A 25,485-nucleotide genomic window follows, 5' to 3' on the forward strand; every position below is an offset into this window, starting at 1 on the left:
TGTAAACGCGAAACCGACGTTACAGACGGTTAGTGGTTTCGCCGTCGAAAATGTGAAGTTTGTCGGCGTTCACATACAACACCAGGTCGTCGCCAACCTTTGGTGTCTTATGCACATCCATCTTGGCGACAATGGTTTTGTCGTCATTGGCCAGCTTGGCGTGTACAACCACTTCATGGCCCAGGGTTTCGACGATTTGTGCCGTGGACTTAATTTCAGCAACGTTTTTCCAGTCGTGTTCGCCTTCGCCACGAATGTGCTCAGGACGGAAACCAACGTAGACCATTTTGCCTTTACGTTCGCTGACAGCCGCTTTCCAGGCCTCTGGCGTTTTGTAGGTGATGTCCGGATGCGTCAGTTCGGTCCCGTCGTCCGAAACGGTCATCTTCAGGATGTTCATGTTCGGGGTGCCGATAAACTGCGCGACGAAGACGTTTTGCGGGTTGTCGTACAGATCGAGCGGTGTACCCACCTGACGCAGGTTACCGTCGTGCAAAACCGCGATGCGATCGCCCATGGTCATGGCTTCAACCTGGTCGTGCGTTACATACACCGAAGTAATGGCCAGACGCTTTTGGAGGTTGGCGATTTCAGCACGCATGTGCACCCGCAGTTCGGCATCAAGGTTCGATAACGGCTCATCAAACAGAAACACCGACGGCTTACGCACGATGGCACGACCGAGTGCTACACGCTGACGCTGACCACCGGACAAGGCTTTGGGCTTACGATCCAGCAAGGGCGTCAGGCCCAGGGTGTCAGCGGCCTCGCTGACCAGACGATCAATCTCGTCTTTGGGCAGCTTGCGCAAGCGCAGGCCAAAGGCAATGTTTTCATAGACCGACATGTGCGGATAGAGGGCGTAGCTCTGGAACACCATGGCAACGTCGCGGTCTTTCGGGTGGACGTTGTTCACCACCCGGTCGCCGATGTACAGCTTGCCATCGGTGATCTCTTCCAGGCCGGCAATCATCCGCAGCGTGGTTGATTTACCACAACCAGACGGGCCAACCAGAACCATAAATTCCTTGTCGCGGATCTCCAGATCGAGACCCTTGATGATGTCTACGTCGCCGTAGCTCTTCACTACGTTGTCAAATTTTATGCTAGCCATCAGCTTCCACTCATTTTTGTCGTTATACGAACCCAGTGCCGGGGCAAAGGATGTTTCAAGTGCCTTTGTAGTTTTCTTACAGGCATTATCGACTCATCCGACGAATGGCTCCATTATAGCCGTAATAATACTACCAATTGCAAGCCCGAATCCGGACCTAACGCTGTAATTTCCTTCCAAACCGCTCTGGAATGAGCCTTAGCCGTCACCTCTCAGGGTGTTCAGCTGCTGGCAAAAGGCCTTTATCGCCGGTTTTGAGAACAACTCCGGCAGGGTTTCAGTCAGTTTCCGACGCCAGTTGGGGTATTCATCGCTGGTTCCGGGGATATTGACCGGCGCGTTGATCAGCATCAGATCCTCCAGTTGCACCGCCACAATTTGCGAGTGGCAGGCAGCCAGATGCCGATGGATTGCCAGACACAGCGGCAACGTCATGTCAGGCACCTTCCCGGCATCGCTGGAGATACCGTCCGGTAGTCGGTTATAGACAGCAAGGGCATCGATGATCGCCTGTTTGGCCTTCGACCTCGCGACGCGTTCGCCCTGAAAATCCGCCTCGGTGGCGAACATGCCCAACTGCTGGCGCAGATCCAGATCCGACATGGCCCAGAATGCATGCACCGTCGGCATGTCGTGATTGCAGACGATGGCCAGGGCTCGCTGGGCGTAGTCTTCCGGCGGTGTGCAGACGCCATCGGCCATTTCAAAGTAAAAGACCTTGTTTGAATACAGCTGGGCACGCGGAAAGGTATCGATCACTTCGTCCGGCACGGTACCCAGATCTTCAGCGATGACCATGCACTGGTTGCGCTGCGATTCCAGATTCAGAATGCCGAGCAAATCGTACAGGTCGTAATACACATAGGCGCCATAGGCCGCCGACTCACCGGGCGGGCACCACCAGAGCCGCAACAGCGCCATGGCATGGTCGATACGCAGGGCACCGCAGGCGCGCATGTTATTGCGCAACAAGGTAATAAAAGACTGGTAGCCCTGGGCTTTCAGTTTAATCGGATCAAACGGCGGCAGGCCCCAGTTCTGACCGTTGGGCCCCAGGGCATCCGGCGGGGCTCCGACTGCGGCATTCAGGCAAAAACTCTCGCGGTTGCCCCAGACTTCCGCCCCGCCCCGGTCGGCACCTACCGCGAGATCACGGTACAAGCCGATGCGCATGCCGCGCGCTTTGGTTTGCCGGTCAATGGTCTGAAGCTGTTCGTCAGCCACAAACTGCAGGTACTGAAAGTAGGTAATGTCGTCGTCATGCTCGGCGGCAAACGCCTGTACCGCATCGCTGTGGTGATCCTGGTACGCCTCTGGCCAGCACGGCCAGCCCCAGGCCATGGGATCTTGCTGGCGAAAATGCGCCAGCAGGGCTTCGAAAGTGGCATGCTCTCGCAGAGGGTCACCCTGCTGCTCGACAAACGCCTGAAAGGCACGGTCCCGATCGGTACTCTGGCCCAAATGGTCTCGTCGAAATACCCGGTAGAGTTCAGTCAGTGCCTGGTATTTGAGAGCACTGACGCCACGGTAGTCGACCATGGGCTGATCGCGCAGACGACTGAGTTGAGCTTGCATCTCAGCACCCGCCAATATCTGTTGCAGCTCAGTGGCTGACTGGAATTCGGGCACCTGCTCAATGACCACGTACAGCGGATTAACATAGCTGCGGTTCGACGGGCTGTAGGGGCTGGCATGGTCGGGATTGATCGGATAGAGCGAGTGAATCGGGTTCAGGCCGATCACATCCGCCCCCTGATCGGCCAGGGTATCGACCAGTTCGGCCAGATCCCCAAAATCGCCAATGCCCCAATTGTTCGACGAGCGCAGTGTATACAACTGAATAGCCGACCCCCAGACGCGATCACCCCGCGCCATCGGCTCAGGCTGAAAACTGGTGGCCGGGGTCGCAATCAGGGCTGTTTCATCGGTTTGACCGGCCAGGGTCAAATAGATGCGATGGTAGCCTTCGGGCAAATCTAAAGGCAGCGGCAGTGCCAGCCGCAGGTGTTCGGTATCGCCAATCCAGTAGTCGCCGGTTTGCGTCAGTTCAGACGGATCAAACTGCCCTTCGCGTGCAGGCACGTTCTGTTCAAATTCAATACGCCAATGGCCGGTCTGATGGCATTCATCACGGGTCAGGTAGAGGTTCAGGTCGTGACCGCGCAGCGGGTTAAGCACCACCACCGGCTCAAGACGTTGCTGCCATTGCTGCTGATCCAGCTGCATGGCGCGCTGTGCCAGCCCGGCGTCATCGTCGAGGTCATAGCCCATGGCGGCGAGTATGCGTTCAATGTTGGCCGCATCGACTTGCGTAGCGACCCCGCGATAGTCCTGAAAGGTAGAGGAAATGTTGCGCAAGTGAGCAAGCTTGCTGACCAGCTCCCCAGTCGTCATAGAAACCCCAGTCGCCATAGAAACCTCAGTCAAAGTGCGGTTCAATCCTGACCGGCTGCGGACGCTGCATGCGACGATGTGTTGAGTCGTTGGTATCGCACCAGGCTCCGGGGCCAGTCACCCGTCTAGCCAGTGTAGCGAGCCTTGGCCCGGTTTTCTCGGTTCGTATGCACCGGGCCGGACGGATTTATCGCCGGGAGGATTCCCCCGGCAGGATGAAGCAGTGCTAAGCGCCTTATCAGGCCATTTCCGGTGCGTTCTCTACCAAATAGGCGAGCGATTCCAGCAGCCAGTAGCGTACGGTCTCGGGCGGTGCCTGGTAAAACTGCTGCCAGGCTTCTCCGCGGAACTGGTTGTAGGCATCTGCCTGGCTGGCATGATGGTGCTGCCAGCTTAAGCGCACGGCATGGGAGATCACCACATCGAGAATCACAAAGTCGTCTAGCTCCAGCAGCGGGTTCGCTTCGGCAAAGGCCATCAGTGCTGCCAGCGCTTCGACCGACATCTGGCGATACTCCGCGCTTTCTATCTGGCTGAGCAATCGCTCGACCAGTTGCGCAAACTGGGGTTCGCCCCCGGTCATATGACTGGTGACCAGATCACTTTGCAGTCGGCTGCGCGGATCAAACCGGTCTCCCACGACAACGCCCCGGCATTGCTGCAAAACCGACCAGAGCCGTTGATGGAAAGATTCAGGGAAACGCGGCATCACACCCTGCTCTTCACGCCAGTTCTGCCAGTCAGCTACCTCGTTCTCGGTCGTAGCGCCTGGCAAACCCTCTGCAACCGAATCGGCCCGGTGCAAAACACCGGGCAGACTGCGCAAATGCAGCGCTTCGGTGGAAAACAACCGACCCACTTCCTCGGTATAGCTTTCCAGAATGTCGCGAATCCGGCTCTGGATGTCGAACGGACTCATCGCCGCCAGGCGCTCAAAAGCCTGGTCAGGCTCCAGTGAGGCTTCCTGGGCAAATCGGCCCATCATCAGCTGGGCCAGATGGCCCGGTCGTATGGTCATCATGCCGTCGAACAGCTCGGGCTCACCGCGCATAATGACCGACAGAATGACGAGAATCTCCTGGTTCAGTATGGCTTCGCGCACGTCGCCACCGCAGTTCTGACGAATCAGCGCCAGCGTTTCCCGGTTGCTCAGCGGCATGCGAATCAGCCCCTGGTCGGAATAGGCACGGCCAACATTGATAATGCGCTGGCGCGCCAGTATTTCGGCCACCGAATCTTCCAGGCCACCCCAGTATTTGCCAAGCACACCGGCGGCCTTGCGCAACACACTCCATTCATGGCGACAACTGGCTTTGCGATAGACCTCTTCCAGCAGTACCTTGACCGTAACCCGCGGCGCAATGCCGGGTTCGAAATCCAGCCCATGCACCTGGGCCCAGTCGGTAATGATGTCCATCTGTTCGCGCAGGTTGGTGCTGTTTTGCAGGCGGTCGCGTTGCTGATCGAGGTTTTCGCTCGGCTCCAGCAACGACAGTACGGAAGGCTGAACCGGCTGGCACTGATCAGCCTCGGGCAACCAGTTCTTTCGGCGCAGTCGCACCAGGCTCAGTGCGTCTGGCACGTAATAATCGTTCAAATCATCAATGCGTTCTGTGCCGACGTCGTTCAGCAGTTCAAGCAAGGGGCCGGTACGCACGGTGACACCGTTGCAGCTACCGGTGCTCAGTTCGGCAACCAAATCGAATACCGCCCCGGCGTCCCGGGCGGTCGTCATGGTGTCCGTCAGATAGAGCATCATCAGCGGTTGTTTGTCCTGATTCCAGTGACGGCTGACGTACTTCAGCTCTGCCTGGATTTTTTCACACAGCAGCTGGTTATCGGACGCCAGATAAAATGTATCCCGATTCTGGAACTGGGGCAGAAACACACAGCTCTCGCCACCCAGTTGATAAAGCTGTGCTGTTGCCAGCGAGCGCGGCCGGCGTTGTGGGCGACCGGTCAGGCCTAGCGTTCGGTTCTGACCAACCACATTGAACACCCGCGCCAGTTCCAGTGGCGGCAACACCCGCACCGGGTCCAGCTGGTCGACCGTTTCCGACCAGAGACCGCGTGCCGCAAGCCGCTCTTTGACCACTTCGTTCTCGGCGAGCAGTCCCACCAGTACCGACGACCGCTGCTTGCGGCCGATGCGTTTGTGCGCGGCAACCAAGTCAAGTTCATCGGTGGTGACCAGGCCTTCGTGCACCAGGCAACCTAGTACATAAAGCGACTGAGTCCACACCAGAGGTACGTTGGCATTGGCCACGCGTGGCTGGCTGCCCGGTTCTGCCCGTTCGGCATCGATGTGTTCCTGATCGACGTAATACAGCTCTGGCAGCAGCCACAGGCCGTCTTTTTCGACACGCAACTCATCCAGTTTAAGCCGGTATTCGTCGCTGCGTTCATGGTCTCCGGCGAACAAAGCATCGAGATACAGAAACGCAAAAAACAGTGGCCATTCGGATTCTATGTTTTCGAAATTCCGCAGTTCTTCCGGTTCGTAATGCAGCCGGTCATGGTCTTCCAGCACTGTCTGGTGGCCATCGAGCAAAAAACGCTTGCAGCCATAGCGGCCAGCCAGTTTGTCGAGTATGTGTTCGCGGGTGGTGTTGACCAGGCTTTTCTTTTCCACGGCAAACGCCGGGTAACCGATGACCGACAGACAGGCGGCATCCACTTCCTTCGACAGGGATTCGCGCGGCAACAGGTTTTCGAGCGTCGTTCGGCAACGGGCGATTTCATCCGGTACCACATGAATGACACCGCGGTAGCTGTGAGCGTCGTGCAACAGGTTCAGGCCGCGCATCGCCTGCAGTGCAGCCTTTACCATGCCAACCGATGAAGCATTGATTTCAACGTGACCGTTGTTGATCTTGTTGCCCCGCTCCCAGATGCCGTAATCCGGTGTACGGTAACCACGGCCGATATACCAGACCAGGTTCTGCACAAAATTCACTTCATCAACGCTGTGAATCAGGCGCAACCCGGAGCGGGTCATCTGCGCCAGCATCAACAGAAAAATCGAGGTCGCATCGAGTTGCAGATGGCCCCATTTGTCGTCGTCGACCACGACGTCGCCACTCTGGGTGCCGTACTTGGCGTGCAGTGCATCCATCGGGTTCTGGGTGTATTTGAACCGCTCGACCTTGTGCGACTGACGCAACATGGCCGACAATAAGCCGCGCATCAACCGGGTAACACAGTCGCCCAGGTATTCGGTACGCCCCGGGTTATGGTTGGTGCGCCGGTAACCCAGCCAAAGGCCCCAGACCGCCTGAACGGAATAGACGTTGTCGCGCACCCAGGCATCGGTGTAGTCACCGTGACCGTTTACGTCAGTACTGGCCGGAAACAGACCGGTTTTGGCATCCTGACGGCTTAAAATGGTGGCGTACACTTCGTCGAAATACTGATCAAGACGTCCGGGAGCGTTCAGATGGTCAGTGTGATCGGTCATTGTTTGACACTCCAGAAAGGGCAGGACTGCAATATAAGCTGCAACCTTTGTGCCTTATGACTCAGGCGTTGTAAAACGGATATCGGAAAAAGTTTCAGAGCCAGCACCCAAGCAAGTGCCGGGTGCCGGGTATACCTGTCCGGGGTAGTCCGCAGTAAGGATCGGTCCGACGCCTCGGCTGCGGTCTAGGCCCCACGGAAGGGTTGAGTGGGCGGCATTCCGCCCGACCCCGGATAGGTATACCCGGCAACTGGCACGTACCACTGGCAACCAAGTACCATGAGCTTCAGGCCTGCTTCGCCAACTCACAGGCTTCACGGGCGAGCTGCTCAATGCGTGCCCAGTCGCCCTGATTCAGCGCATCGGCCGGCACCACCCAGGAGCCTCCAACGCACACCACATTGGGCAGCGCCAGATACTGGGTGAAGTCATTCACCGAAATACCGCCGGTGGGGCAGAACTTCACATCCGGGAAGGGCCCGGCAAAGGCCTTCAGCGCAGACACACCGCCCGAGGCAGCAGCCGGGAAAAATTTGAAATGTTCGTAACCCATCTCCAGCCCCTGCATCATTTCCGACACGCTGGCGATGGCTGGCAGAAACGGCATCGAGGTTTGCTGGCCGGCTTCGAGCAGGCGCGGTGTTGCGCCGGGGCTGATGGCAAAATCGGCACCGACGGCTTCCAGTTGTTTCAGTTGTTCAACCCGGGTTACGGTGCCGGCACCCACAATGATGCCTTCCACTTTTTTCATCTCGGCAATCACGTCGATCGCCGCACTGGTGCGCAGCGTCACTTCCAGCACCGTCAGGCCGCCCGCTTTAAGGGCACGGGCCAGTGGCTGGGCGTCTTCGACGCGGCTGACCGCCAACACCGGCATAACCGGAAAGGCGTGTTCAAGGATATCCTGGACTTGATAGCTCATATTCTTCTCTCTGCGTAAACGTGAGTAACCGCGGCGGGGTGTTGCACACCCGTCAGGCGGTTACTGTATTCAATCGATGATTCAGCACCGCCGCCGACCCGAGCAAACCGGGCTGTCTGGCGACGACAACGTACGTGGGTATCGGCTGGTTAAAGCCGCTTAAACGTCCTTTGGCCTCGAACCGGGAGCGGAACTGGCTGTTCTGAAAATAAGGCAGGAAACGCGGTACGATGCCGCCGCTGATGTAAACCCCGCCCTTGGCACCCAGCGTCAACGCGACATCACCGGCATAGCTGCCCAGAATGGCGCAGAAACGGGCCAGGGTCTCTTCGCACAGTGGGTCCGTCTTATCCAGCGCCCGGGCTGAAATATCCGGGGCTTTCAGGCTCTCTGCAGCCACACCGCGCAGATGGCACAGCGCCTGATAAATGTTTTCAATACCCATGCCCGACACCAGTCGCTCGATCGACACACGCTCATACTTGTTGAGCAGAAATTGCAAAATGCCGATCTCGACCTCGTCGGTAGGGGCGAAATGCGCGTGCCCCCCTTCGGTCTGCAGGGTTACCGGGCCGGCTTCACCAAAGGCCAGTCCCGCCAGCCCCAAGCCCGTTCCCGGGCCGGTCACGGCCATTGGCAAACCAGGTACCGCGTCACCACGCCCCACCTTAACCAGCCCGTCGCTGTCGAGCTGCGGAATCGAGTTGGCCAGAGCGTTGTAATCGTTCACGAACACCAGGGTTTCAAAGCCGAGCTTGGCCTTCAGCTCGCTGACTTTAAAGGACCAGGTGTGGTTGGTCATGGTGATCTGGTCCTGGTCGGTCGGACAGGCGATCGCCATCACAGAATGATGCGGCCGTTCGTAGTCGGCAGCCGGCCCGGCAAGATACGCCAGAATGGCGTCCGCAATGGTCTCGTACTCAGCCCCGTTCAGCGCGGCGACGGCGACCAGATCCTGTTCGGTCAGTGGCAAGCCGGCCAGCGGATCAAAGTGTTTGATCGGCGCCAGCGCGAAGCGCGCGTTGGTGCCGCCAATATCGGCGACCAGTCCGTATTCAGCCATTGTTCACCTCGGAATCTTCAAACCGGAATACCGTTGCGCCTTCTTCAGCCGTGCTAACTGCGCTGCGCATATGCCCAAACAGTTCGCGACCAACACCAAACTGATTGGCTTTCAAATCACCAATAACCGGGGTGCGCGCCGCAAATTCAGCCGGGTCGACCTGGATGTTCAGCTCACCGGTGTGGGCGTCGAGCTTGATCATGTCACCGGCTTGTACGCGAGCGAGCGGTCCGCCTTCACTGGCTTCCGGCGACAGGTGAATCGCTGCCGGCACCTTGCCAGAGGCACCGCTCATGCGACCGTCCGTTACCAGGGCCACCTTGTAGCCTTTATCTTGCAGGACACCCAGAGGCGGCGTCAGCTTATGCAATTCAGGCATGCCATTGGCTTTCGGGCCCTGAAAGCGGACCACGACAATGCAATCCTTGTTCAGGTCGCCCGCTTCAAAGGCGGCCTGCAAATCGTGCTGGCTTTCGAATATCACCGCCGGTGCTTCAATGTGCTGGTGTTCAGCCTTAACGGCAGACACTTTAATAACGCCCGTGCCCAGGTTGCCCTTGATCACATGCAAGCCCCCTTCAGGGCTGAACGGGTTGCTGACCGGGCGAACGATGTCTTCACTAAGCGATTTGCCAGCGCCCGGCTTGAACACAATGTCATCGCTTTCGAGGAATGGCTCTTCGGTGTACTTGCGCAGACCGCTGCCCATGATGGTCTTGACGTCGTCATGCAACAGACCGCCATCGAGCAATTCACCGATCAGGTAGCCAAGCCCGCCGGCGGCGTGAAAGTGGTTCACGTCGGCCATGCCATTCGGGTACACCTTGGCCAGCGAGGGAACCACGCGGGACAGGTCGGAAAAGTCTTCCCAGGTCAGCACAATGCCAGCGGCACGCGCCATGGCAATCAGGTGAATGGTCAGGTTGGTGGAACCGCCCGTGCTGAGCAGACCGACCAGGCCATTCACAAAGGCTTTTTCAGTGAGCACTTCATACAACGGAGTGTACTGACCGTTTTGCTTGGTGATGCGCACTGCCTGCTGCGTGGCCTCGCGGGTCAGTGCATCGCGCATGCTGTTTTCCGGATTCACAAAACTGCTGCCCGGCAGGTGCAGGCCCATGAATTCCATCAGCATCTGGTTGGTGTTGGCGGTGCCGTAAAAGGTACAGGTACCCGCGCTGTGATAGGAATCCGATTCGGCCTGTAACAACGCATCACGCCCAACCTTGCCCTGGGCATACTCCTGCCGGACGCGGGCTTTCTCACTGTTGGGCAAGCCGGATGGCATCGGGCCAGCCGGTACAAAGACGGTGGGCAGATAACCAAAGCGCAACGCGCCCATGACGAGTCCGGGTACGATTTTATCGCACACACCCAGGTAAAGTGCCGCGTCGAACATGTTGTGCGACAGACCAATGCCCGCCGACATGGCGATGTTGTCTCGGCTGAACAGACTCAGTTCCATGCCCGGCTGACCCTGAGTCACGCCGTCGCACATGGCAGGCGTTCCACCCGCAACCTGAGCGGTGCAGCCCATGTCGCGGGCAGCTGCCTTGATGATGCCGGGAAAACGCTCATAGGGATGGTGCGCGCTGAGCATGTCGTTGTAGGCTGTGACGATGCCGAGGTTGGCAGCGTTCATCATCTTGATGGTGTTCTTTTCCGTTTCGTTACAGGCGGCAAAGCCGTGTGCCAGGTTGCCACAGCTGAGCTGCTTGCGGTCCGGAATGTTATCGCCCGCGTCCTTCATGCGCGTCAGGTACAACTGACGCGAAGCCCAGCTGCGTTCAACAATGCGTTCGGTGACGCGAATCAATTCGGTGTTCATTATTCACTCCTGTTTGGACAGTGACGCCACTGCCGAAAACGCTTATTCGGCCCAGTACACAGACACCGGTGTCTGGTCTTGCTTCAGCACGCTGCGAACCGGTAGCTCGGTGACGGGCCCGTCAACCAGGGCAGCTTCAAGCACCGGTTTCTTACCGGCACCGGTCAGGTGCAATACGATCCAGTCGCTGCGCAGAATGCGTTGCAGCGTCAGCGTCATGCGCGGGTGTGGTGCGGTCTTGGGCACCACCGCACAACAGTCGCTGTGCAGGCCGGCATCGAGGGCTTTTGCCAGAGTATCTGCACCCGGGAAGAACGACGCGGTGTGGCCGTCTTCTCCCATGCCCAGAATCGATACGGTTAGCCGATCGGGCAAGGCGGCCAGTGCCTTGTTCAATTCCGACTCGGCTTCAAAGGGCGACTCAGCCGCCGTTTTGTGCGGAATAAAACGCGCGACGGCGGCCTTGTTTTGCAGCAAGTGGGTGCGCACCAGTTTTTCATTGCTGTCGTCGTGGTCAGGCGAGACCCAGCGTTCATCCACCAGGGTAACGGTCACCTTGCTCCAGTCGAGATCCGCCTGGCTCAGTGCCTGAAACAGGGCCACCGGGGTGCGCCCGCCTGATACCGCCAGCCCGGCCTCACCTTTGGCTTCAATGTCGGCCTTGAGGCGGGTCAGTATGTCACCGGCCAGGGCGTCGGTCAGCGCATCACGGCTGTCGAAATCGTGTTGTGTCATGGTCATGGTGCAGGCTCCTTAATTGGTTTCGTGCCAGCTGCGGCCATCGCGCGCCACCAGTTCAAACGCCGCTTGCGGGCCCCAGCTTCCTGCCGGATACACGTGCGGATCAACCGTAGCGGTCGCCCAGCTGTCCAGTATGGCGTCAGCCCAAACCCAGGCAGCTTCAACTTCATCGCGATGCACAAAGAGAGTCGAGTTGCCGCGTATTACATCGAGAATCAACCGTTCATAGGCTTCAGGCACGCGTGAATCCGCGATGCGGTCGGGCAGCGTCAGGTTCAAGGTCACGGGAGTAACCTCCATGCCTTCGCCCAGGCCGGGCAGCTTGTTCATCATGTACAGCTGAATGGATTCTTCGGGCTGCAAACGGATTACCAGCTTGTTCGGGCTCATGTTGGCGGTGCCGGGGAAAATGGAATGCGGCACGTCTTTAAACTGAATCACAATTTCACTGTAGCGAGCGGGCAGGCGTTTGCCGGTACGCAGATAAAACGGCACACCGCGCCAGCGCCAGTTGTGAATATCGGCGCGAATGGCAACAAACGTTTCGGTTTGCGAGTCGGGCACGCCGCCTTCCTCTTCCTTGTAGCCCGGCACCTTGCGGCCATCCATATTGCCCGCCGTGTATTGGGCCCGCACGGTGTTGCGCCGCACCCGGTCAACCGACATCTTCTTCAGTGATTTCAGGACTTTGAGTTTTTCCGCCCGGACCGCTTCGGCATCCAGCGAAACGGGCACGCCCATGGCCACCAGGCTGAGCAATTGCAGCAAGTGGTTCTGAATCATGTCGCGCAGGGCGCCGGAGTCATCGTAGTAACCCCAGCGGCCTTCCACACCGACGGTTTCGGCCACGGTGATCTGCACGTTGTCGATGTGGGCATTGGTCCAGACCGGTTCGAACAGCGCATTGGCAAAGCGAACCGCGAGCAGGTTTTGCACGGTTTCCTTGCCGAGGTAATGGTCGATGCGATAGATGTTCTTCTCGGGGAACGAACGGGCAACGGCATCATTGATGGTTTTGGACGATTCCAGGCTTTTGCCGATGGGCTTTTCCATTACCACCCGGGTGCGGTCGCTGACCAGACCGGCAGCGGCCAGATTGTCAGTGATATCGCCAAAGAAGTCGGGCGCGGTCGACATATAGTAAACGGTGTCGTTCTGAGTGAAGGATTTGCCCAGCGCCTTCTTTAACAGTTTGAAGCTGTCGAGATTGCGGGCGTCAACGGCGACGTAGTTCAGGCGATCCTTAAACCGTTCCCAGACGGCTTCGTCCCAGCAATCTGGGTCGCCGAACTCGTCGATGCCCTGGCGAACCATTTCGATGTAGCCATCGCGGCCGATGTCGGTCCGGGAAGCGCCGATGACCTGAGTGCCCTCGCACAAATAACCGCCCCGATCGAGGTTGTACAGCGCAGGCAGCAGTTTGCGTATGGCCAGATCGCCATTGCCGCCGAAAATAACGACGTTACAAGGGAAACAGGTCGTGTTGTGTTGCATAGATCACTCCAGGTCAAATGCGGTTCCGGCGGGCTGAATGAGCCTGGCTGGTTGGCCGGGCAGGCACGCCGTGTTGTAATTTATTTTCAATTTTACGGCAAAGAAAGCCCTATGTCGCCCATATTTGTAATTTTACAACAATGTGAACGGCGACCATACTGGGTGTCAATCATGTCGTTATTAGGTCTGAGGGAAAAGATAGTCACACAGTGTGCTTTCGCCAGCGGGTTGAATTCCCTACAATCGCGAACACTCAACCCGGGGGGTTGGCGCGTTTGCAGCACCCCATGCAATCAACCAAGGATTGTCAGTCCATGTCTGTGAACATTCTGGAGCGTCTCAAGTCCAACCCCAGTTGCCTGAGCAAAAGTGAGCGCAAGGTGGCCAACGTCATTCTTGAGGATCCGAACAAGGCGATTCGCTCCAGCATTGCCAGCCTGGCCAAAGCGGCCAACGTGTCAGAACCCACCGTAAACCGCTTCTGCCGCAGCCTCGATTGCACCGGCTTCCCCGATTTCAAGCTGAAACTGGCCCAGTGCCTGGCCACCGGCACGCCCTACGTTAACCGCAATGTGGAATCGAGCGACAACGTCGAGGAATACAGCAGCAAGATATTCGAGGCGACGATGAGCGCCATCAGCGACGCCAAGCGCTCCATCGACCCCAATGCGCTGAGCCGCACAGTCGACGCCCTGGCCCAGGCGCGGCGCATTGAAATTTACGGTCTGGGCGCTTCCGGCAGTGTCGCCATGGACGCCCAGCACAAGCTGTTTCGCCTTAACACGCCCTGCGTTGCCTATATTGATGTGCTGCAACAGCGCATGGCGGCTGCGGCCACCAAGCCCGGCGATGTGGTCATCATTATCTCCAATACTGGCCGTACCATAGCGCTGGTCGAGACCGCTCGCATTGCCCGCGAGTCCGGCGCGACGGTGATCACCATCACCCAGCCGCACACGCCCCTGTCGGAAGAAAGCCATATTCTGCTCGGCGTCGACAGCCCGGAAAACACCGACATCTACACGCCCATGACCTCGCGCATCGTGCACCTGACCATCATTGATGTGCTCGCCACCGGCGTCATCCTCAAGCACGGCCCCGAGTTTCAGAGCCACCTGAAGCGCATCAAGGCCGCCCTGGCCGATACCCGGTTTAAATCACCCGACAGCGAATAACAGCTGGCCCGCAACGACCCCACTCTCTTGCAGGCCTGAGCCCTCAGGTCTGTTGCTGCGTATCAGCGGTGTAAACACACACAAAGATGTAATAAAACTACAAATAACTGTGAAATCTGTCCTGAAGCTGGCAGAATGCGCCCGTTTTGTTGTATAACTATGAAAGTTAGCTACACCGCAACTCGCCCACTAGACTGGGTAACCACACCCACTGGCGAGATCAATCGGGGACGGTGCCGTTACGGCAGGGCTAGCAAAACCGACAACGAATTTCATCAGGCGCCTGCGGGCGGCTGATCTGGTCAGACGTCCCGGTGACACCGGGTTGCGACCAGACGAGCTTATTTAAAACAATCCGGCGGTGGCTCAAACACCGCCTCATTAACGCTAAGGAGCACACCATGTCCAAGATCCGCGTTGCTATTAACGGTTATGGCCGCATCGGCCGCAATGTTCTGCGCGCCTTGTATGAAGCCAACCAGGCTGGCAAGGACTACCCGATCGAGATCGTTGCCATCAACGACCTGGGTGATTCCAAAACCAACGCTCACCTGACCAAGTACGACACCGTTCACGGTCGTTTCGGCTTTGAGGTGACCTCCGACAACGAAGCGCTGTACGTCAACGGCGACAAAATCAGCATTTTCTCCGAGCGCAACCCGGCCGACCTGCCCTGGGGCAAGCTGAACGTGGATGTGGTGTACGAGTGCACCGGCCTGTTCGCCGACAAGACCAGCGCCAGCAAGCACATTGCCGCCGGCGCCAAGAAAGTCATCATCTCTGCTCCAGGCAAGGAAGTGGACGCCACCGTGGTTTTCGGCGTCAACGACAGCATCCTGACCAGTGACATGACGGTCATTTCCAACGCTTCATGCACCACCAACTGCCTGGCACCCGTTGCCAAAGTATTGAGCGACGCCGTTGGCATTGAAAGCGGTCTGATGACCACGATTCACTCCTACACCAACGACCAGCGTCTGAGCGATGTCTATCACTCAGACCTGTACCGCGCCCGCGCCGCTGCGTTGAACATGATCCCGACCAAGACCGGCGCCGCCGCTCTGGTTGGCAAGATTGTTCCGGCACTGGAAGGCAAGTTCGACGGCATGGCCGTGCGTGTTCCGACCGCCAACGTATCGCTGGTTGACCTGACCTTCACCGCCAGCAAGGACGTCACTGTCGAGGGCATCAACAAAGCCATCTCCGATGCCATTGCAGCCGACAAGAACCTGGCCAAGGTACTCGACGTCAACGTGGAACCGCTGGTGTCTTCCGACTATAACCACAACAGCTTCAGCTCGATCTTTGACGCGACTCAAACCCGCGTTCAGGGTCGTCTGGTCAAGGTTATGTCCTGGTATGACAACGAATGGGGCTTCTCCAACCGTATGCTGGACAGCACCGTTGCCCTGATGAACGCCAAGTAAGTCCCCCAGAAAAGCCCGGTTGACCCGGGCTTTTCTGCGAGTAAAGATCTGAGTGTCACAGCCAGACCCGACAACAAGAGATCAGAGATACCATGAGACGTACCAAAATCGTCACCACCCTGGGCCCAGCCACCGATCGCGATGGCGTGCTTGAAAAACTGATTCTTGCGGGCGCCAACGTCGTTCGCCTGAACTTTTCGCACGGCAGCCCGGAAGATCATCAGCGTCGTGCCGATGAAGTTCACGCCATTGCGAAAAAGCACGGTCTTCACGTCGGTATACTCGGCGACCTGCAAGGCCCGAAAATCCGCATTGCCCGCTTTAAGGACACCAAAGTCCAGCTCGAAGACGGCCAGGCATTCATACTCGATGTCGACTTCGACAAAAACGCCGGTGATGCCACCCGGGTTGGCATCGACTACCCGGAACTGGCCGCCGACAGCAAGCCCGGCGACATCTACTTGCTGGATGATGGCCGGGTAAAGGTTCAGGTCGATAAAGTGGAAGGCAACGCCGTTCACACGACCGTGACCCAGGGCGGCCCGCTGTCGAACAACAAGGGCATCAACAAGCTGGGCGGTGGCTTGTCGGCCAAGGCACTGACCGAGAAAGACAAGGCAGACATCAAGACCGCAGCGGCCATTGGTGTTGACTACATCGCCGTGTCATTTCCGCGCAATGCCGAAGACATGAACGAAGCCCGTCAGCTGCTGGCCGAAGCCGGTTCAACAGCAGAGATCGTGGCTAAGCTGGAACGTGCCGAAGCGGTGCTGGACCACGACAACCTCGATCGCATTATCCTCGCGTCCGATGTCGTCATGGTCGCGCGTGGCGACCTGGGCGTTGAAATTGGCGACCCGGCGCTGATCAGCGTGCAGAAGCACATCATCAAGCGGGCCCGGACACTCGACCGTGTTGTGATTACCGCCACCCAGATGATGGAGTCGATGATCGACAACCCGTTCCCAACCCGGGCGGAAGTGTTCGACGTGGCGAACGCGGTACTCGATGGCACCGATGCCGTGATGTGTTCTGCTGAGACCGCCGCTGGCGACTACCCGGTGGAAACCGTGAAAGCGATGAACGATGTCTGCCTGGGTGCCGAGAAGCACCCGCTGACAACGCAGTCGCGCCACCGGGTGAACACAGAGTTCCACCGCATCGATGAAGCCATTGCGATGTCGGTGATGTACACCGCCAACCACCTGAAGGGCGTGAAAGCCATTGTCTGTATGACCGAATCGGGCTCGACGCCGCGCTGGATGTCGCGCATCAGCTCTGGCATGCCGATCTACGCCATGACCCGTCAGGAGCTGACTCAGCGCAAGTGCGCGTTGTATCGGGGTGTGGAAGCCATCGCCTTTGACGTCTCCGCCGGCCCGATCGAACAGGTTAACAAGCGCGCGGTGGATGAACTCAAGCATCGCGGCATTGTCAAGGACGGTGATCTGGTGCTGCTCAGCTACGGCGATCACCAGGGTGTGCATGGTGGCACCAATACTCTTAAGATTGTCAGCGTTGGGAATATCCTGTAAAAAGGGCGGCCACGATCGCGATGACCATCTAAAGCGACAATTCAAAACGGCAGCCCTGTGGCTGCCGTTTGTTGTTTCAGGGTTAGCAAAAAGCGAAATTTCGCCAGAATGCGAAATCACGCTAACCCGGCCACAAGCTGACAATAGTAGGCTAGAGTTACACCATTATTTCAAACGGGCCAGTGCTTATCACACCGGCTCGCAACTTGTGAATCTACTCTGATGATTCAACCCATAGGGGAAGAGGTCTGAACTTTATGGAACACGATATCGATCCGATTGAAACGCAGGAATGGCTTGATGCCCTGGCATCGGTTATGCGTGAAGAAGGCAATGACCGCGCGCAGTTCCTGCTCAAGCGTTTGTCCGACAACATCACCAAGGGCGGTCCGGATGTTCCCTTTGCGCTGAACACACCGTTCCGCAACACCATTACCCTGGACGAAGAACCCAAGTACCCGGGCGACAACGACATGGAGCGTAAGATCCGCGCCATGATTCGCTGGAACGCCGTGGCCATGGTAGTTCGCGCCAACAAGAGCGGTGATGAACTGGGCGGTCACATTTCCAGCTTTCAGTCCTCGGCCACTCTGTACGACATGGGTTTCAACCATTTCTGGCGCGCCCCGACCGATACCCACCCGGGTGACATGGTTTATTTCCAGGGCCACATTTCGCCGGGCATTTATGCGCGGTCCTTCGTTGAAGGCCGGCTGTCGGAAGAGCAGCTCGACAACTTCCGCCGTGAAGTCGACGGCAAGGGTCTGTCTTCCTACCCCCACCCCTGGCTGATGCCCGATTACTGGCAATTCCCGACTGTTTCGATGGGGCTTGGCCCGATTCAGGCGATTTACCAGGCGCACGTCATGCGTTACCTGGAAAACCGTGGCGAAATCGACAAGGGCGGCAAGGTTTGGGCTTTCCTCGGCGATGGCGAAACCGACGAGCCGGAATCACTGGGTGCCATTTCACTGGCCGGTCGTGAACACCTCGACAACCTCAACTTCGTCATTAACTGCAACCTGCAGCGCCTCGATGGGCCGGTCCGCGGTAACGGCAAGATCATCCAGGAACTGGAAGGCATGTTCCGCGGTGCCGGCTGGAACGTCATCAAGGTAGTCTGGGGTCGTCAGTGGGACAAACTGTTCGCCAAAGACAGCAAGGGCCTACTGCAGAAGCGCATGGACGAAGTCGTCGATGGCGAACTGCAGGCGTTCAAATCGCACGGTGGTGCCTACACCCGCGAACATTTCTTCGGCAAGTACCCGGAACTGGCCGAGATGGTCAAGGATATGAGCGACGAAGACATCTACCGCATGAACCGCGGTGGCCACGACCCCTATAAGGTCTATGCGGCCTTCGATCGCGCTGTGAACGACAACAACGGTCAGCCGACGGTCATTCTCGCGCACACCGTCAAGGGTTACGGCATTGAAGCCGGTGAAGGCAAGAACGCCACGCACTCCCTGAAAAAGTTGAGCGTTGACGATCTGAAAACCTTCCGCGACCGCTGTGGTGTGCCGATTTCCGATGAAGAGTTGGAAGCAGGCAAGATTCCGTTCTACCGCCCGGACGAAAACAGCCCGGAAATGCAGTACATCCGCAAGCACCGCAATGACCTCGGCGGCTACATTCCAATGCGTCGCCAGACCGCCAAAGAGCAGTTGAAGGTGCCGTCGCTGGAATCGTTCGAAGCGCTGACCAAAGACAGCGGCGATCGTGAAATCTCGACCACCATGACTTTTGTGCGCTTGATTTCAACGCTGATGAAAGACAAGAACATCGGCGACCGCATCGTGCCGATCGTTCCGGACGAAGCCCGTACCTTCGGTATGGAAGGTCTGTTCCGTCAGTTCGGTATCTATTCACCCAATGGCCAGCTGTACATCCCTCAGGATAAAGGCCAGGTGATGTGGTACAAGGAAGACGTTAAGGGTCAGATCCTGCAAGAAGGCATCAACGAAAGTGGCGCATTCAGCTCCTGGCTGGCGGCCGCAACGGCTTACAGCACTTACAACCGCCAGCTGATTCCGTTCTACATCTACTATTCAATGTTCGGCTTCCAGCGCGTGGGCGATTTGTCCTGGGCTGCCGGTGACCTCCAGGCGCGTGGCTTCCTGATCGGTGCCACCTCGGGCCGCACCACCCTGAACGGCGAAGGCCTGCAGCACCAGGATGGCCACAGCCACGTACTGGCCGGCACCATTCCGAACTGCGTCACCTACGACTGCACCTATGGCTACGAACTGGTCACCATCGTTCAGGAAGGCATGAAGCGCATGGTTGAAGACCAGGAAAACGTCTTCTACTACATCACGACGCTGAACGAGAACTACCACAACCCGGGTCTCGATGAGGCGATGGTCGATGGCATCAAGCGCGGCATGTACCTGCTTGAAGACGGCGTCAAGAAAGGCAAGAAGGCGGTTCAGTTGTTTGGCTCCGGCTCCATCCTTCAGGAAGTACGGGCCGCTGCCACCCTGCTGCGCGATGACTTTGGCGTGCAGGCCGATGTCTGGGCCGTCACCAGCTACAACGAACTGACCCGCGATGGCCTGAACACCGACCGCGACAACCTGCTGAACCCGGAACGCGACAAGAAGAAGTCGTACGTGACCGAGATGCTGGAAAGCCGCCGTGGTCCGGTGATTGCCGCCAGCGATTACATGAAAAACTACGCCAACCAGATCCGTAAGTGGGTTCCGCACAACTACCACGTGCTGGGTACCGACGGCTTTGGCCGCAGCGACTCGCGCGAGAAATTGCGTCACTTCTTTGAAGTCGACCGTTACTGGATCGTTGTCGCCGCTCTGAACGCCCTCGCGGAAGAAGGCACTGTTGATGCGAAAGACGTCACCAAGGCGCTGAAACAGTTCAACCTCGACCCCAACAAACCCAACCCGGCGCTGTCTTGATCGGGTACAGGATACGAGCGGATTTAGGAGTCATACATGGCAACTGAAATCATTAAGGTTCCCGATCTGGGAATGGACGAGGCCTCGGTTATTGAGGTCAGCGTCAAAGCCGGGGATACCGTCAGCGAAGACGATACCCTGATTGTACTGGAGTCGGACAAGGCCTCCATGGATGTCCCGTCGCCCAAAGCCGGGAAAGTCACCCAGGTGAAAGTAAAAGAAGGCGATAGCCTCAAAGAAGGCGACGAAATTCTGTACCTGGAAATTGAAGGCGACTCCGACAGCGACGACAGTGCAGCGTCTGATGAAAAATCGGATGAGAAAGCTGACAAGCCGTCTGCAGAAAAGGCCGAAAAACCGGCCCAAAAAGAAGCCTCCAAAAGCGGTGGCGAGGTCGTCTCCGTCAAGGTGCCGGACATCGGCATGGACGAAGCCGGCGTGATTGAAATCAACGTCAAGGTCGGCGATACCATTGAGGTCGACGACCCCATCGTGGTGCTCGAATCCGACAAGGCGAGCATGGAAGTGCCATCTGATGTCGCCGGTGAAGTGGTCTCAATCAAGATCAAGGAAGGCGACCAGGTTAAAGAAGGCAGCGTTCTGGTAGAAGTGAAATCGGCGGACGGTGCGGAATCGTCGGCGGATAACAGCCAGGAAAGCGACGACAACGCCAAACAATCGGACGCGCCTGCGTCATCAGGTGGTGGCAAAGACAGCGTAATCACGGTCAATACGCCAGACCTTGGCGATGCGTCTGAAGTGGATGTCATCGAAGTCTCGGTTAAGCCTGGCGACACCCTGGCGATCGATGACCCCATGGTCGTTCTGGAAACCGACAAGGCCAGCATGGAAGTCCCTGCCCTGGAAGCCGGTGAAGTGGTTGAAGTGCTGGTCAAGACCGGCGACAAGGTCAGTGAAGGCACGCCGCTGCTGAAACTGAAAGTCAGCGGTGGTGAAGCGTCTTCTGCCAAGCCTGACGACACGCCAGCCAAGTCCAGTGCCCCGGCCCCCAAAGCCGCCGCCGAAGAACAACCGGCGACCCTGGCAACGGCCCACGACGACGCTCCGGTGCGTCCGTCCAAGACCGTGCATGCCGGCCCTGCGGTGCGCAAGCTGGCCCGTGAGTTCGGCGTCGACCTGGCGCTGGTGCCTGGTTCCGGCCCGAAAGGCCGCATCGTAAAAGACGACGTAGCCGCCTGGGTCAAGAAGCGCGTTCAGGAACCTGCCCAGGTTGCTGGCGGTGCCGGCATTCCAAGCGTGCCGGATCAGGACTTCAGCAAGTTCGGTGACGTCGAGGTGAAAGACCTGACCCGGATTCAGCAGATCACCGCCCAGAACATGGCGCGTAACTGGCTGAACATTCCGCATGTGACTCAGTTCGACGAAGCCGATGTGACCGATACCGAGGCCTTCCGCCAATCGCTGAAAGGCGAAATGGAGAAGCGTGGCATCAAGATCAGCCCGCTGGCGTTCATCGTTAAAGCCTGTGCTTCGGCGTTACTGGAGTTCCCGAACTTCAACGTGTCGCTGATGGCCGATGGCAAGCGCATCGTCCAGAAGCACTACGTGCACATCGGCATAGCGGTCGACACGCCAAACGGTCTGATTGTTCCGGTGATTCGCGATGCCGACAAGAAGTCGATCTGGCAGATTGCCGAAGAGATCATCGACTACGCCAAGCGCGGTCGGGATGGCAAGGTGAAGTCTGACGAGATGCGCGGTGGCTGCTTTACCGTCTCCAGCCTTGGTGGCCTCGGCGGTACTGCGTTCACGCCCATTGTGAACGCGCCTGAAGTGGCCATCCTCGGTGTCTCCAAGAACCAGGTGAAACCGCACTGGACCGGCAAGGAATTCGTGCCGCGTACCTTCACGCCGCTGTCGCTGTCCTACGATCACCGGGCCGTAAACGGGGCCGATGCGGCCAAGTTCGCGACCTACCTGACCGAGGTACTGAGCGACATTCGCAGACTGGTGCTGTAAAAAGCCCCTTATAGCGATTCAATCAACCCGGCCCAGGCCGGGTTTTTTTATGTCAAATTCCGGAGTTCGGGTTGGCTGGGCAGCAATAGCCCGCAACGGGTACCGGATGAACCCTTGTGGGGTCGGCGTAAACCCTTCCATGGGGCCTAGACCGCATGATATGAATCCCATCCATGGGATTCACCCTTCGGGCTCGCTACGCTCATGCTAAAACGCTCCTGGCGTTTTAGTCCCTGCTGCGGACCACCCTCGATGGCTCTACCTGGCATCCGGTGCTAATCCTTTGCTAGCGAACTCCGAAACTTGAGTTAAGTCACTTCCAACACCTGAATCCGCACATCGAGTGTCAGTTGCAGCCGGGTCAGTTCGGCGGCTCTGGCCAGGCCTTCAGCGGGTGCCCGGTATAAATGCGGTGTCATCGCTAGCAGGTCCGCAATGTTTGATCCGCCCTCCAGCACAATTGTTTCGCGAACAGTTTCCCGGCTCACCTCCTGAAACGATTCGGGCACAACACGTTCCCCTTCAGGTCGTTCGGTGACACTGGGGTAAATAATGTCTCGTAGTTCACGCAGATGGTCCGGCCCCGGGTCGACCATGATCAGCCGCCCTCCTGGCTTCAATACCCGGGTAAACTCGTTGAATACCGGAAAGCCGAACACACAGAGCACGCGATCGAGGCTGTTGTCCGGGACCGGGATATGGGCATTGGTGCCCACCACCCAGGCGGGAGCCGGGTCCTGTTTGGCGGCCGACAGCACGGCCCATTTGGACACATCCAGCCCCAGCACCTGCAATTCAATACCTTCCGGCACCGCCTGGCCAAGCTGTCGCAGGTAATAGCCCTCGCCACAGCCGGCATCCAGACAGGCAGTATCAGCGGGCAACGCCTGCAGCACTGCCTCATTGAGCGCGTCAGCAATGCACTGATAATGGCCCGCGTTCAGAAACCGTTGCCGGGCCGCCACCATGGCCTTGCTGTCGCCCGGGTCTTTCGACCGTTTTTTTTGAACCGGTAACAAATGCACATAGCCCTGGCGGGCAATATCGAAGCTATGCCCCTGGGGGCACTGCCAGGCTTGGCTCTGGCGCGTAAGGGGCTGGCCGTCCAATGGACAGACGAGGCGGTGAAAAGCGGTAACAGGCATGATCAACTTGGGCCGGAAATGTGACGCCATTGTACCGAAAAAGCCCAACCAGGTACGGCCTATCCCTGCTCTTATCTAACAGCTCAAAGCTCGCAGCTAACAGCTTGCCCTTCCCCCATGCGACTAAAGTCTGGCTTTTCAATGGACACTGCAATTATGCACCATAGCGTTGGGTATTCTTAAGAACACCGCGCACTCTCTAGCTCGTTCAACAACAATAAGACGGAGAACACATCATGAGTGATGAAAAATCCCCAGCGGCGCAGTATTGGTCGGCCAACCTGAGATTGATTCTGGGTTGCCTGATCGTCTGGGCTTTTGTGTCATACGGTTGCGCCATTCTGTTTCGTCCGTTACTGGCCGGAATTCAATTCGGTGGCACCGACCTCGGCTTCTGGTTTGCTCAACAGGGTTCAATTCTCAGCTTTATCGGTCTGATCTTCTTCTACGCCTGGAAGATGAACAAACTCGATAAGAAATTCGACCTCGGGGAGTAAGGCAGATGAGTCAATTTGCAATTAACCTGATCTTTGTTGGCGGCTCCTTTGCGCTTTATATCGGTATCGCGATATGGGCCCGGGCATCCTCTACCAAAGAATTCTACGTCGCCGGTGGCGGCATCAACCCGGTGACCAACGGCATGGCAACAGCGGCCGACTGGATGTCGGCTGCCTCGTTCATCTCCATGGCGGGCCTGATTTCCGCCGGTGGTTACGCCAACTCAACCTTCCTGATGGGTTGGACAGGTGGCTATGTGTTGCTGGCCATGCTGCTGGCACCCTACCTGCGCAAGTTCGGCAAGTTTACCGTGCCTGACTTCATTGGCGACCGTTTCTACAGCAGCAAGGCGCGTCTGGTCGCCGTTGTCTGTCTGATCGTGGCTTCGGTTACCTACGTAATCGGTCAGATGACCGGTGCTGGTGTTGCCTTCTCACGCTTCCTGGAAGTGAGCAGTACAGCAGGTATCTGGATCGCGGCGGTCATTGTGTTCTTCTACGCGGTATTCGGCGGCATGAAAGGCATTACCTATACTCAGGTAGCCCAGTATGTCGTGCTGATCATCGCCTACACCATTCCGGCGATCTTTATTTCACTGCAACTGACGGGCAACCCGATTCCGATGTTCGGTCTGTTCAGCGAGCATACTGACTCCGGCATGCCATTGCTGGCCAAACTGGATGAAGTGGTCCGTGAGCTGGGCTTCCGGGACTACACGGCTGACGTGTCCAACAAGCTGAACATGGTGCTGTTTACCCTGTCACTGATGATCGGTACTGCGGGTCTGCCCCACGTGATCATCCGTTTCTTCACCGTACCTAAAGTGGCTGACGCACGCTGGTCTGCCGGCTGGGCACTGGTGTTCATCGCCCTGCTGTACCTGACAGCCCCTGCCGTTGCTTCAATGGCTCGTCTGAACCTGCTGACCACCGTCTTCCCGGATGGTGCCGAAGCCCCTGCGCTGGCCTATGACGAGCGGCCGCAGTGGATTCGCAGCTGGGAAGAAACCGGTCTGGTGAACTTCGACGACAAGAACAACGACGGTCGCATCCAGTTCTACAATGCCGTACCTTCGTTTGAAGACACCGCAGAATCTCGTGGCTGGGCAGGCAATGAACTGACCGTTAACAACGACATCCTGGTATTGGCCAACCCTGAAATTGCCAACCTGCCAGGCTGGGTTATCGGTTTGATTGCAGCGGGCGGTATCGCGGCGGCCCTGTCGACAGCAGCAGGCTTGTTGCTGGCCATTTCTTCGGCCATCAGTCACGATTTAATCAAGAAAACCCTCAAACCAGACATCAGTGAAAAAGGTGAAATGCTGGCTGCCCGTATCTCCATGGGCGGTGCCATTCTGCTGGCAACCTATCTGGGCCTCAACCCACCCGGGTTCGCAGCGCAGACGGTGGCTCTGGCGTTTGGTATTGCGGCTGCCTCGATCTTCCCGGCGATCATGATGGGCATTTTCTCGACCCGCATGAACGACAAGGGTGCGATCGCCGGAATGCTGGCAGGTCTGTTGTCCACGCTGCTGTACATCTTCACCTACCTCGGCTGGTTCTTCATTCCAGACACCAACATGCTGGCCAACACGGCTGACAACTGGCTGTTTGGTATTTCACCACTGTCCTTCGGGGCTGTCGGTGCTATGATCAACTTCGGCGTTGCCTTCCTCGTCTCCAACGCGACCGATGCACCACCGAAAGAAATTCAGGAACTGGTTGAAAGCGTTCGCTATCCGAAAGGCGCTGGCGCAGCGAGTCACCTCAGTCACTGATTGATCCGGTGTACAGCCGC

At 57.7% G+C, this 25,485-nt stretch carries 16 protein-coding genes; 7 read left to right on the top strand and 9 right to left on the bottom strand.

Annotated elements, in window-relative coordinates:
* Positions 1 to 19: 19 nt before the first annotated feature.
* The 8 genes from EP166_RS06590 to zwf all read right to left on the bottom strand — a co-directional run bounded on the left by EP166_RS06590 (position 20) and on the right by zwf (position 13,013).
* The gene (locus EP166_RS06590) at positions 20 to 1,114 is read right to left on the bottom strand and encodes an ABC transporter ATP-binding protein (protein ID WP_127555967.1); all 1,095 of its coding nucleotides are present in this window, start codon (positions 1,112 to 1,114) and stop codon (positions 20 to 22) included.
* 198 nt (positions 1,115 to 1,312) lie between these two features.
* Positions 1,313 to 3,508, bottom strand: coding sequence for a 4-alpha-glucanotransferase (gene malQ, locus EP166_RS06595; RefSeq protein ID WP_164743841.1), 2,196 nt, complete (start codon positions 3,506 to 3,508; stop codon positions 1,313 to 1,315).
* A 238-nt stretch (positions 3,509 to 3,746) separates the two neighbouring features.
* Positions 3,747 to 6,965 carry a glycoside hydrolase family 15 protein gene (locus EP166_RS06600; protein WP_127555969.1) on the bottom strand — a complete coding sequence of 1,073 codons (3,219 nt, stop codon included), beginning with the start codon at positions 6,963 to 6,965 and terminating at the stop codon, positions 3,747 to 3,749.
* Between the two features lie 286 nt (positions 6,966 to 7,251).
* Positions 7,252 to 7,887 (bottom strand): bifunctional 4-hydroxy-2-oxoglutarate aldolase/2-dehydro-3-deoxy-phosphogluconate aldolase, encoded by a 636-nt coding sequence (locus EP166_RS06605; protein WP_127555970.1) that lies wholly within the window; start codon positions 7,885 to 7,887, stop codon positions 7,252 to 7,254.
* 52 nt (positions 7,888 to 7,939) lie between these two features.
* Positions 7,940 to 8,950 (bottom strand): glucokinase, encoded by a 1,011-nt coding sequence (gene glk / locus EP166_RS06610; RefSeq protein WP_127555971.1) that lies wholly within the window; start codon positions 8,948 to 8,950, stop codon positions 7,940 to 7,942.
* Positions 8,943 to 10,778, bottom strand: a complete 1,836-nt coding sequence (edd, locus tag EP166_RS06615) for a phosphogluconate dehydratase (RefSeq protein ID WP_127555972.1) — start codon at positions 10,776 to 10,778, stop codon at positions 8,943 to 8,945. The genes glk and edd overlap by 8 nt, the downstream gene beginning before the upstream one ends.
* A gap of 42 nt (positions 10,779 to 10,820) precedes the next feature.
* A complete protein-coding gene (gene pgl, locus EP166_RS06620; protein WP_220432492.1) occupies positions 10,821 to 11,519 on the bottom strand; it encodes a 6-phosphogluconolactonase in 699 nt (232 codons plus the stop codon).
* Positions 11,520 to 11,531: 12 nt separating this feature from the next.
* Positions 11,532 to 13,013, bottom strand: coding sequence for a glucose-6-phosphate dehydrogenase (gene zwf / locus EP166_RS06625; RefSeq protein ID WP_127555973.1), 1,482 nt, complete (start codon positions 13,011 to 13,013; stop codon positions 11,532 to 11,534).
* Between the two features lie 314 nt (positions 13,014 to 13,327).
* Here zwf and hexR point away from each other — a divergent pair, with 314 nt between their 5' ends.
* The 5 genes from hexR to aceF all read left to right on the top strand — a co-directional run bounded on the left by hexR (position 13,328) and on the right by aceF (position 22,045).
* Positions 13,328 to 14,188: a transcriptional regulator HexR gene (gene hexR / locus EP166_RS06630; protein ID WP_028670392.1), complete on the top strand. Its 861-nt coding sequence runs from the start codon at positions 13,328 to 13,330 to the stop codon at positions 14,186 to 14,188.
* A 401-nt stretch (positions 14,189 to 14,589) separates the two neighbouring features.
* Complete coding sequence (gap, locus tag EP166_RS06635; protein WP_127555974.1) at positions 14,590 to 15,615, top strand: type I glyceraldehyde-3-phosphate dehydrogenase; 1,026 nt, start codon at positions 14,590 to 14,592, stop codon at positions 15,613 to 15,615.
* A gap of 92 nt (positions 15,616 to 15,707) precedes the next feature.
* Positions 15,708 to 17,150: a pyruvate kinase gene (gene pyk, locus EP166_RS06640; protein WP_127555975.1), complete on the top strand. Its 1,443-nt coding sequence runs from the start codon at positions 15,708 to 15,710 to the stop codon at positions 17,148 to 17,150.
* A gap of 257 nt (positions 17,151 to 17,407) precedes the next feature.
* Positions 17,408 to 20,065 (top strand): pyruvate dehydrogenase (acetyl-transferring), homodimeric type, encoded by a 2,658-nt coding sequence (gene aceE, locus EP166_RS06645; RefSeq protein ID WP_127555976.1) that lies wholly within the window; start codon positions 17,408 to 17,410, stop codon positions 20,063 to 20,065.
* A 36-nt stretch (positions 20,066 to 20,101) separates the two neighbouring features.
* On the top strand, positions 20,102 to 22,045 hold the full coding sequence (gene aceF / locus EP166_RS06650) for a pyruvate dehydrogenase complex dihydrolipoyllysine-residue acetyltransferase (protein ID WP_127555977.1): 1,944 nt from the start codon (positions 20,102 to 20,104) through the stop codon (positions 22,043 to 22,045).
* A 308-nt stretch (positions 22,046 to 22,353) separates the two neighbouring features.
* Here aceF and EP166_RS06655 read toward each other — a convergent pair whose 3' ends face one another.
* On the bottom strand, positions 22,354 to 23,190 hold the full coding sequence (locus tag EP166_RS06655) for a putative RNA methyltransferase (protein ID WP_127555978.1): 837 nt from the start codon (positions 23,188 to 23,190) through the stop codon (positions 22,354 to 22,356).
* A 236-nt stretch (positions 23,191 to 23,426) separates the two neighbouring features.
* On the opposite strand from EP166_RS06655, the gene EP166_RS06660 reads away from it, so the two are divergent.
* Positions 23,427 to 23,687, top strand: a complete 261-nt coding sequence (locus EP166_RS06660) for a DUF4212 domain-containing protein (protein ID WP_028670398.1) — start codon at positions 23,427 to 23,429, stop codon at positions 23,685 to 23,687.
* A gap of 5 nt (positions 23,688 to 23,692) precedes the next feature.
* Positions 23,693 to 25,465 (top strand): sodium:solute symporter family protein, encoded by a 1,773-nt coding sequence (locus EP166_RS06665; protein ID WP_127555979.1) that lies wholly within the window; start codon positions 23,693 to 23,695, stop codon positions 25,463 to 25,465.
* Positions 25,466 to 25,485 lie beyond the last annotated feature (20 nt).

Source organism: Saccharospirillum alexandrii (genome assembly GCF_004000275.1).
Classification (GTDB): Bacteria; Pseudomonadota; Gammaproteobacteria; order Pseudomonadales; family Natronospirillaceae; genus Saccharospirillum; species Saccharospirillum alexandrii.

Coding starts and splice junctions, on each gene's coding strand:
- pgl (WP_220432492.1), bottom strand. CDS start 11,519: ATGACCATGACACAACACGATTTCGACAGCCGTGATGCGCTGACCGAC.
- aceF (WP_127555977.1), top strand. CDS start 20,102: ATGGCAACTGAAATCATTAAGGTTCCCGATCTGGGAATGGACGAGGCC.
- pyk (WP_127555975.1), top strand. CDS start 15,708: ATGAGACGTACCAAAATCGTCACCACCCTGGGCCCAGCCACCGATCGC.
- EP166_RS06600 (WP_127555969.1), bottom strand. CDS start 6,965: ATGACCGATCACACTGACCATCTGAACGCTCCCGGACGTCTTGATCAG.
- EP166_RS06605 (WP_127555970.1), bottom strand. CDS start 7,887: ATGAGCTATCAAGTCCAGGATATCCTTGAACACGCCTTTCCGGTTATG.
- gap (WP_127555974.1), top strand. CDS start 14,590: ATGTCCAAGATCCGCGTTGCTATTAACGGTTATGGCCGCATCGGCCGC.
- zwf (WP_127555973.1), bottom strand. CDS start 13,013: ATGCAACACAACACGACCTGTTTCCCTTGTAACGTCGTTATTTTCGGC.
- hexR (WP_028670392.1), top strand. CDS start 13,328: ATGTCTGTGAACATTCTGGAGCGTCTCAAGTCCAACCCCAGTTGCCTG.
- EP166_RS06660 (WP_028670398.1), top strand. CDS start 23,427: ATGAGTGATGAAAAATCCCCAGCGGCGCAGTATTGGTCGGCCAACCTG.
- EP166_RS06590 (WP_127555967.1), bottom strand. CDS start 1,114: ATGGCTAGCATAAAATTTGACAACGTAGTGAAGAGCTACGGCGACGTA.
- EP166_RS06665 (WP_127555979.1), top strand. CDS start 23,693: ATGAGTCAATTTGCAATTAACCTGATCTTTGTTGGCGGCTCCTTTGCG.
- edd (WP_127555972.1), bottom strand. CDS start 10,778: ATGAACACCGAATTGATTCGCGTCACCGAACGCATTGTTGAACGCAGC.
- glk (WP_127555971.1), bottom strand. CDS start 8,950: ATGGCTGAATACGGACTGGTCGCCGATATTGGCGGCACCAACGCGCGC.
- EP166_RS06655 (WP_127555978.1), bottom strand. CDS start 23,190: ATGCCTGTTACCGCTTTTCACCGCCTCGTCTGTCCATTGGACGGCCAG.
- aceE (WP_127555976.1), top strand. CDS start 17,408: ATGGAACACGATATCGATCCGATTGAAACGCAGGAATGGCTTGATGCC.
- malQ (WP_164743841.1), bottom strand. CDS start 3,508: ATGACGACTGGGGAGCTGGTCAGCAAGCTTGCTCACTTGCGCAACATT.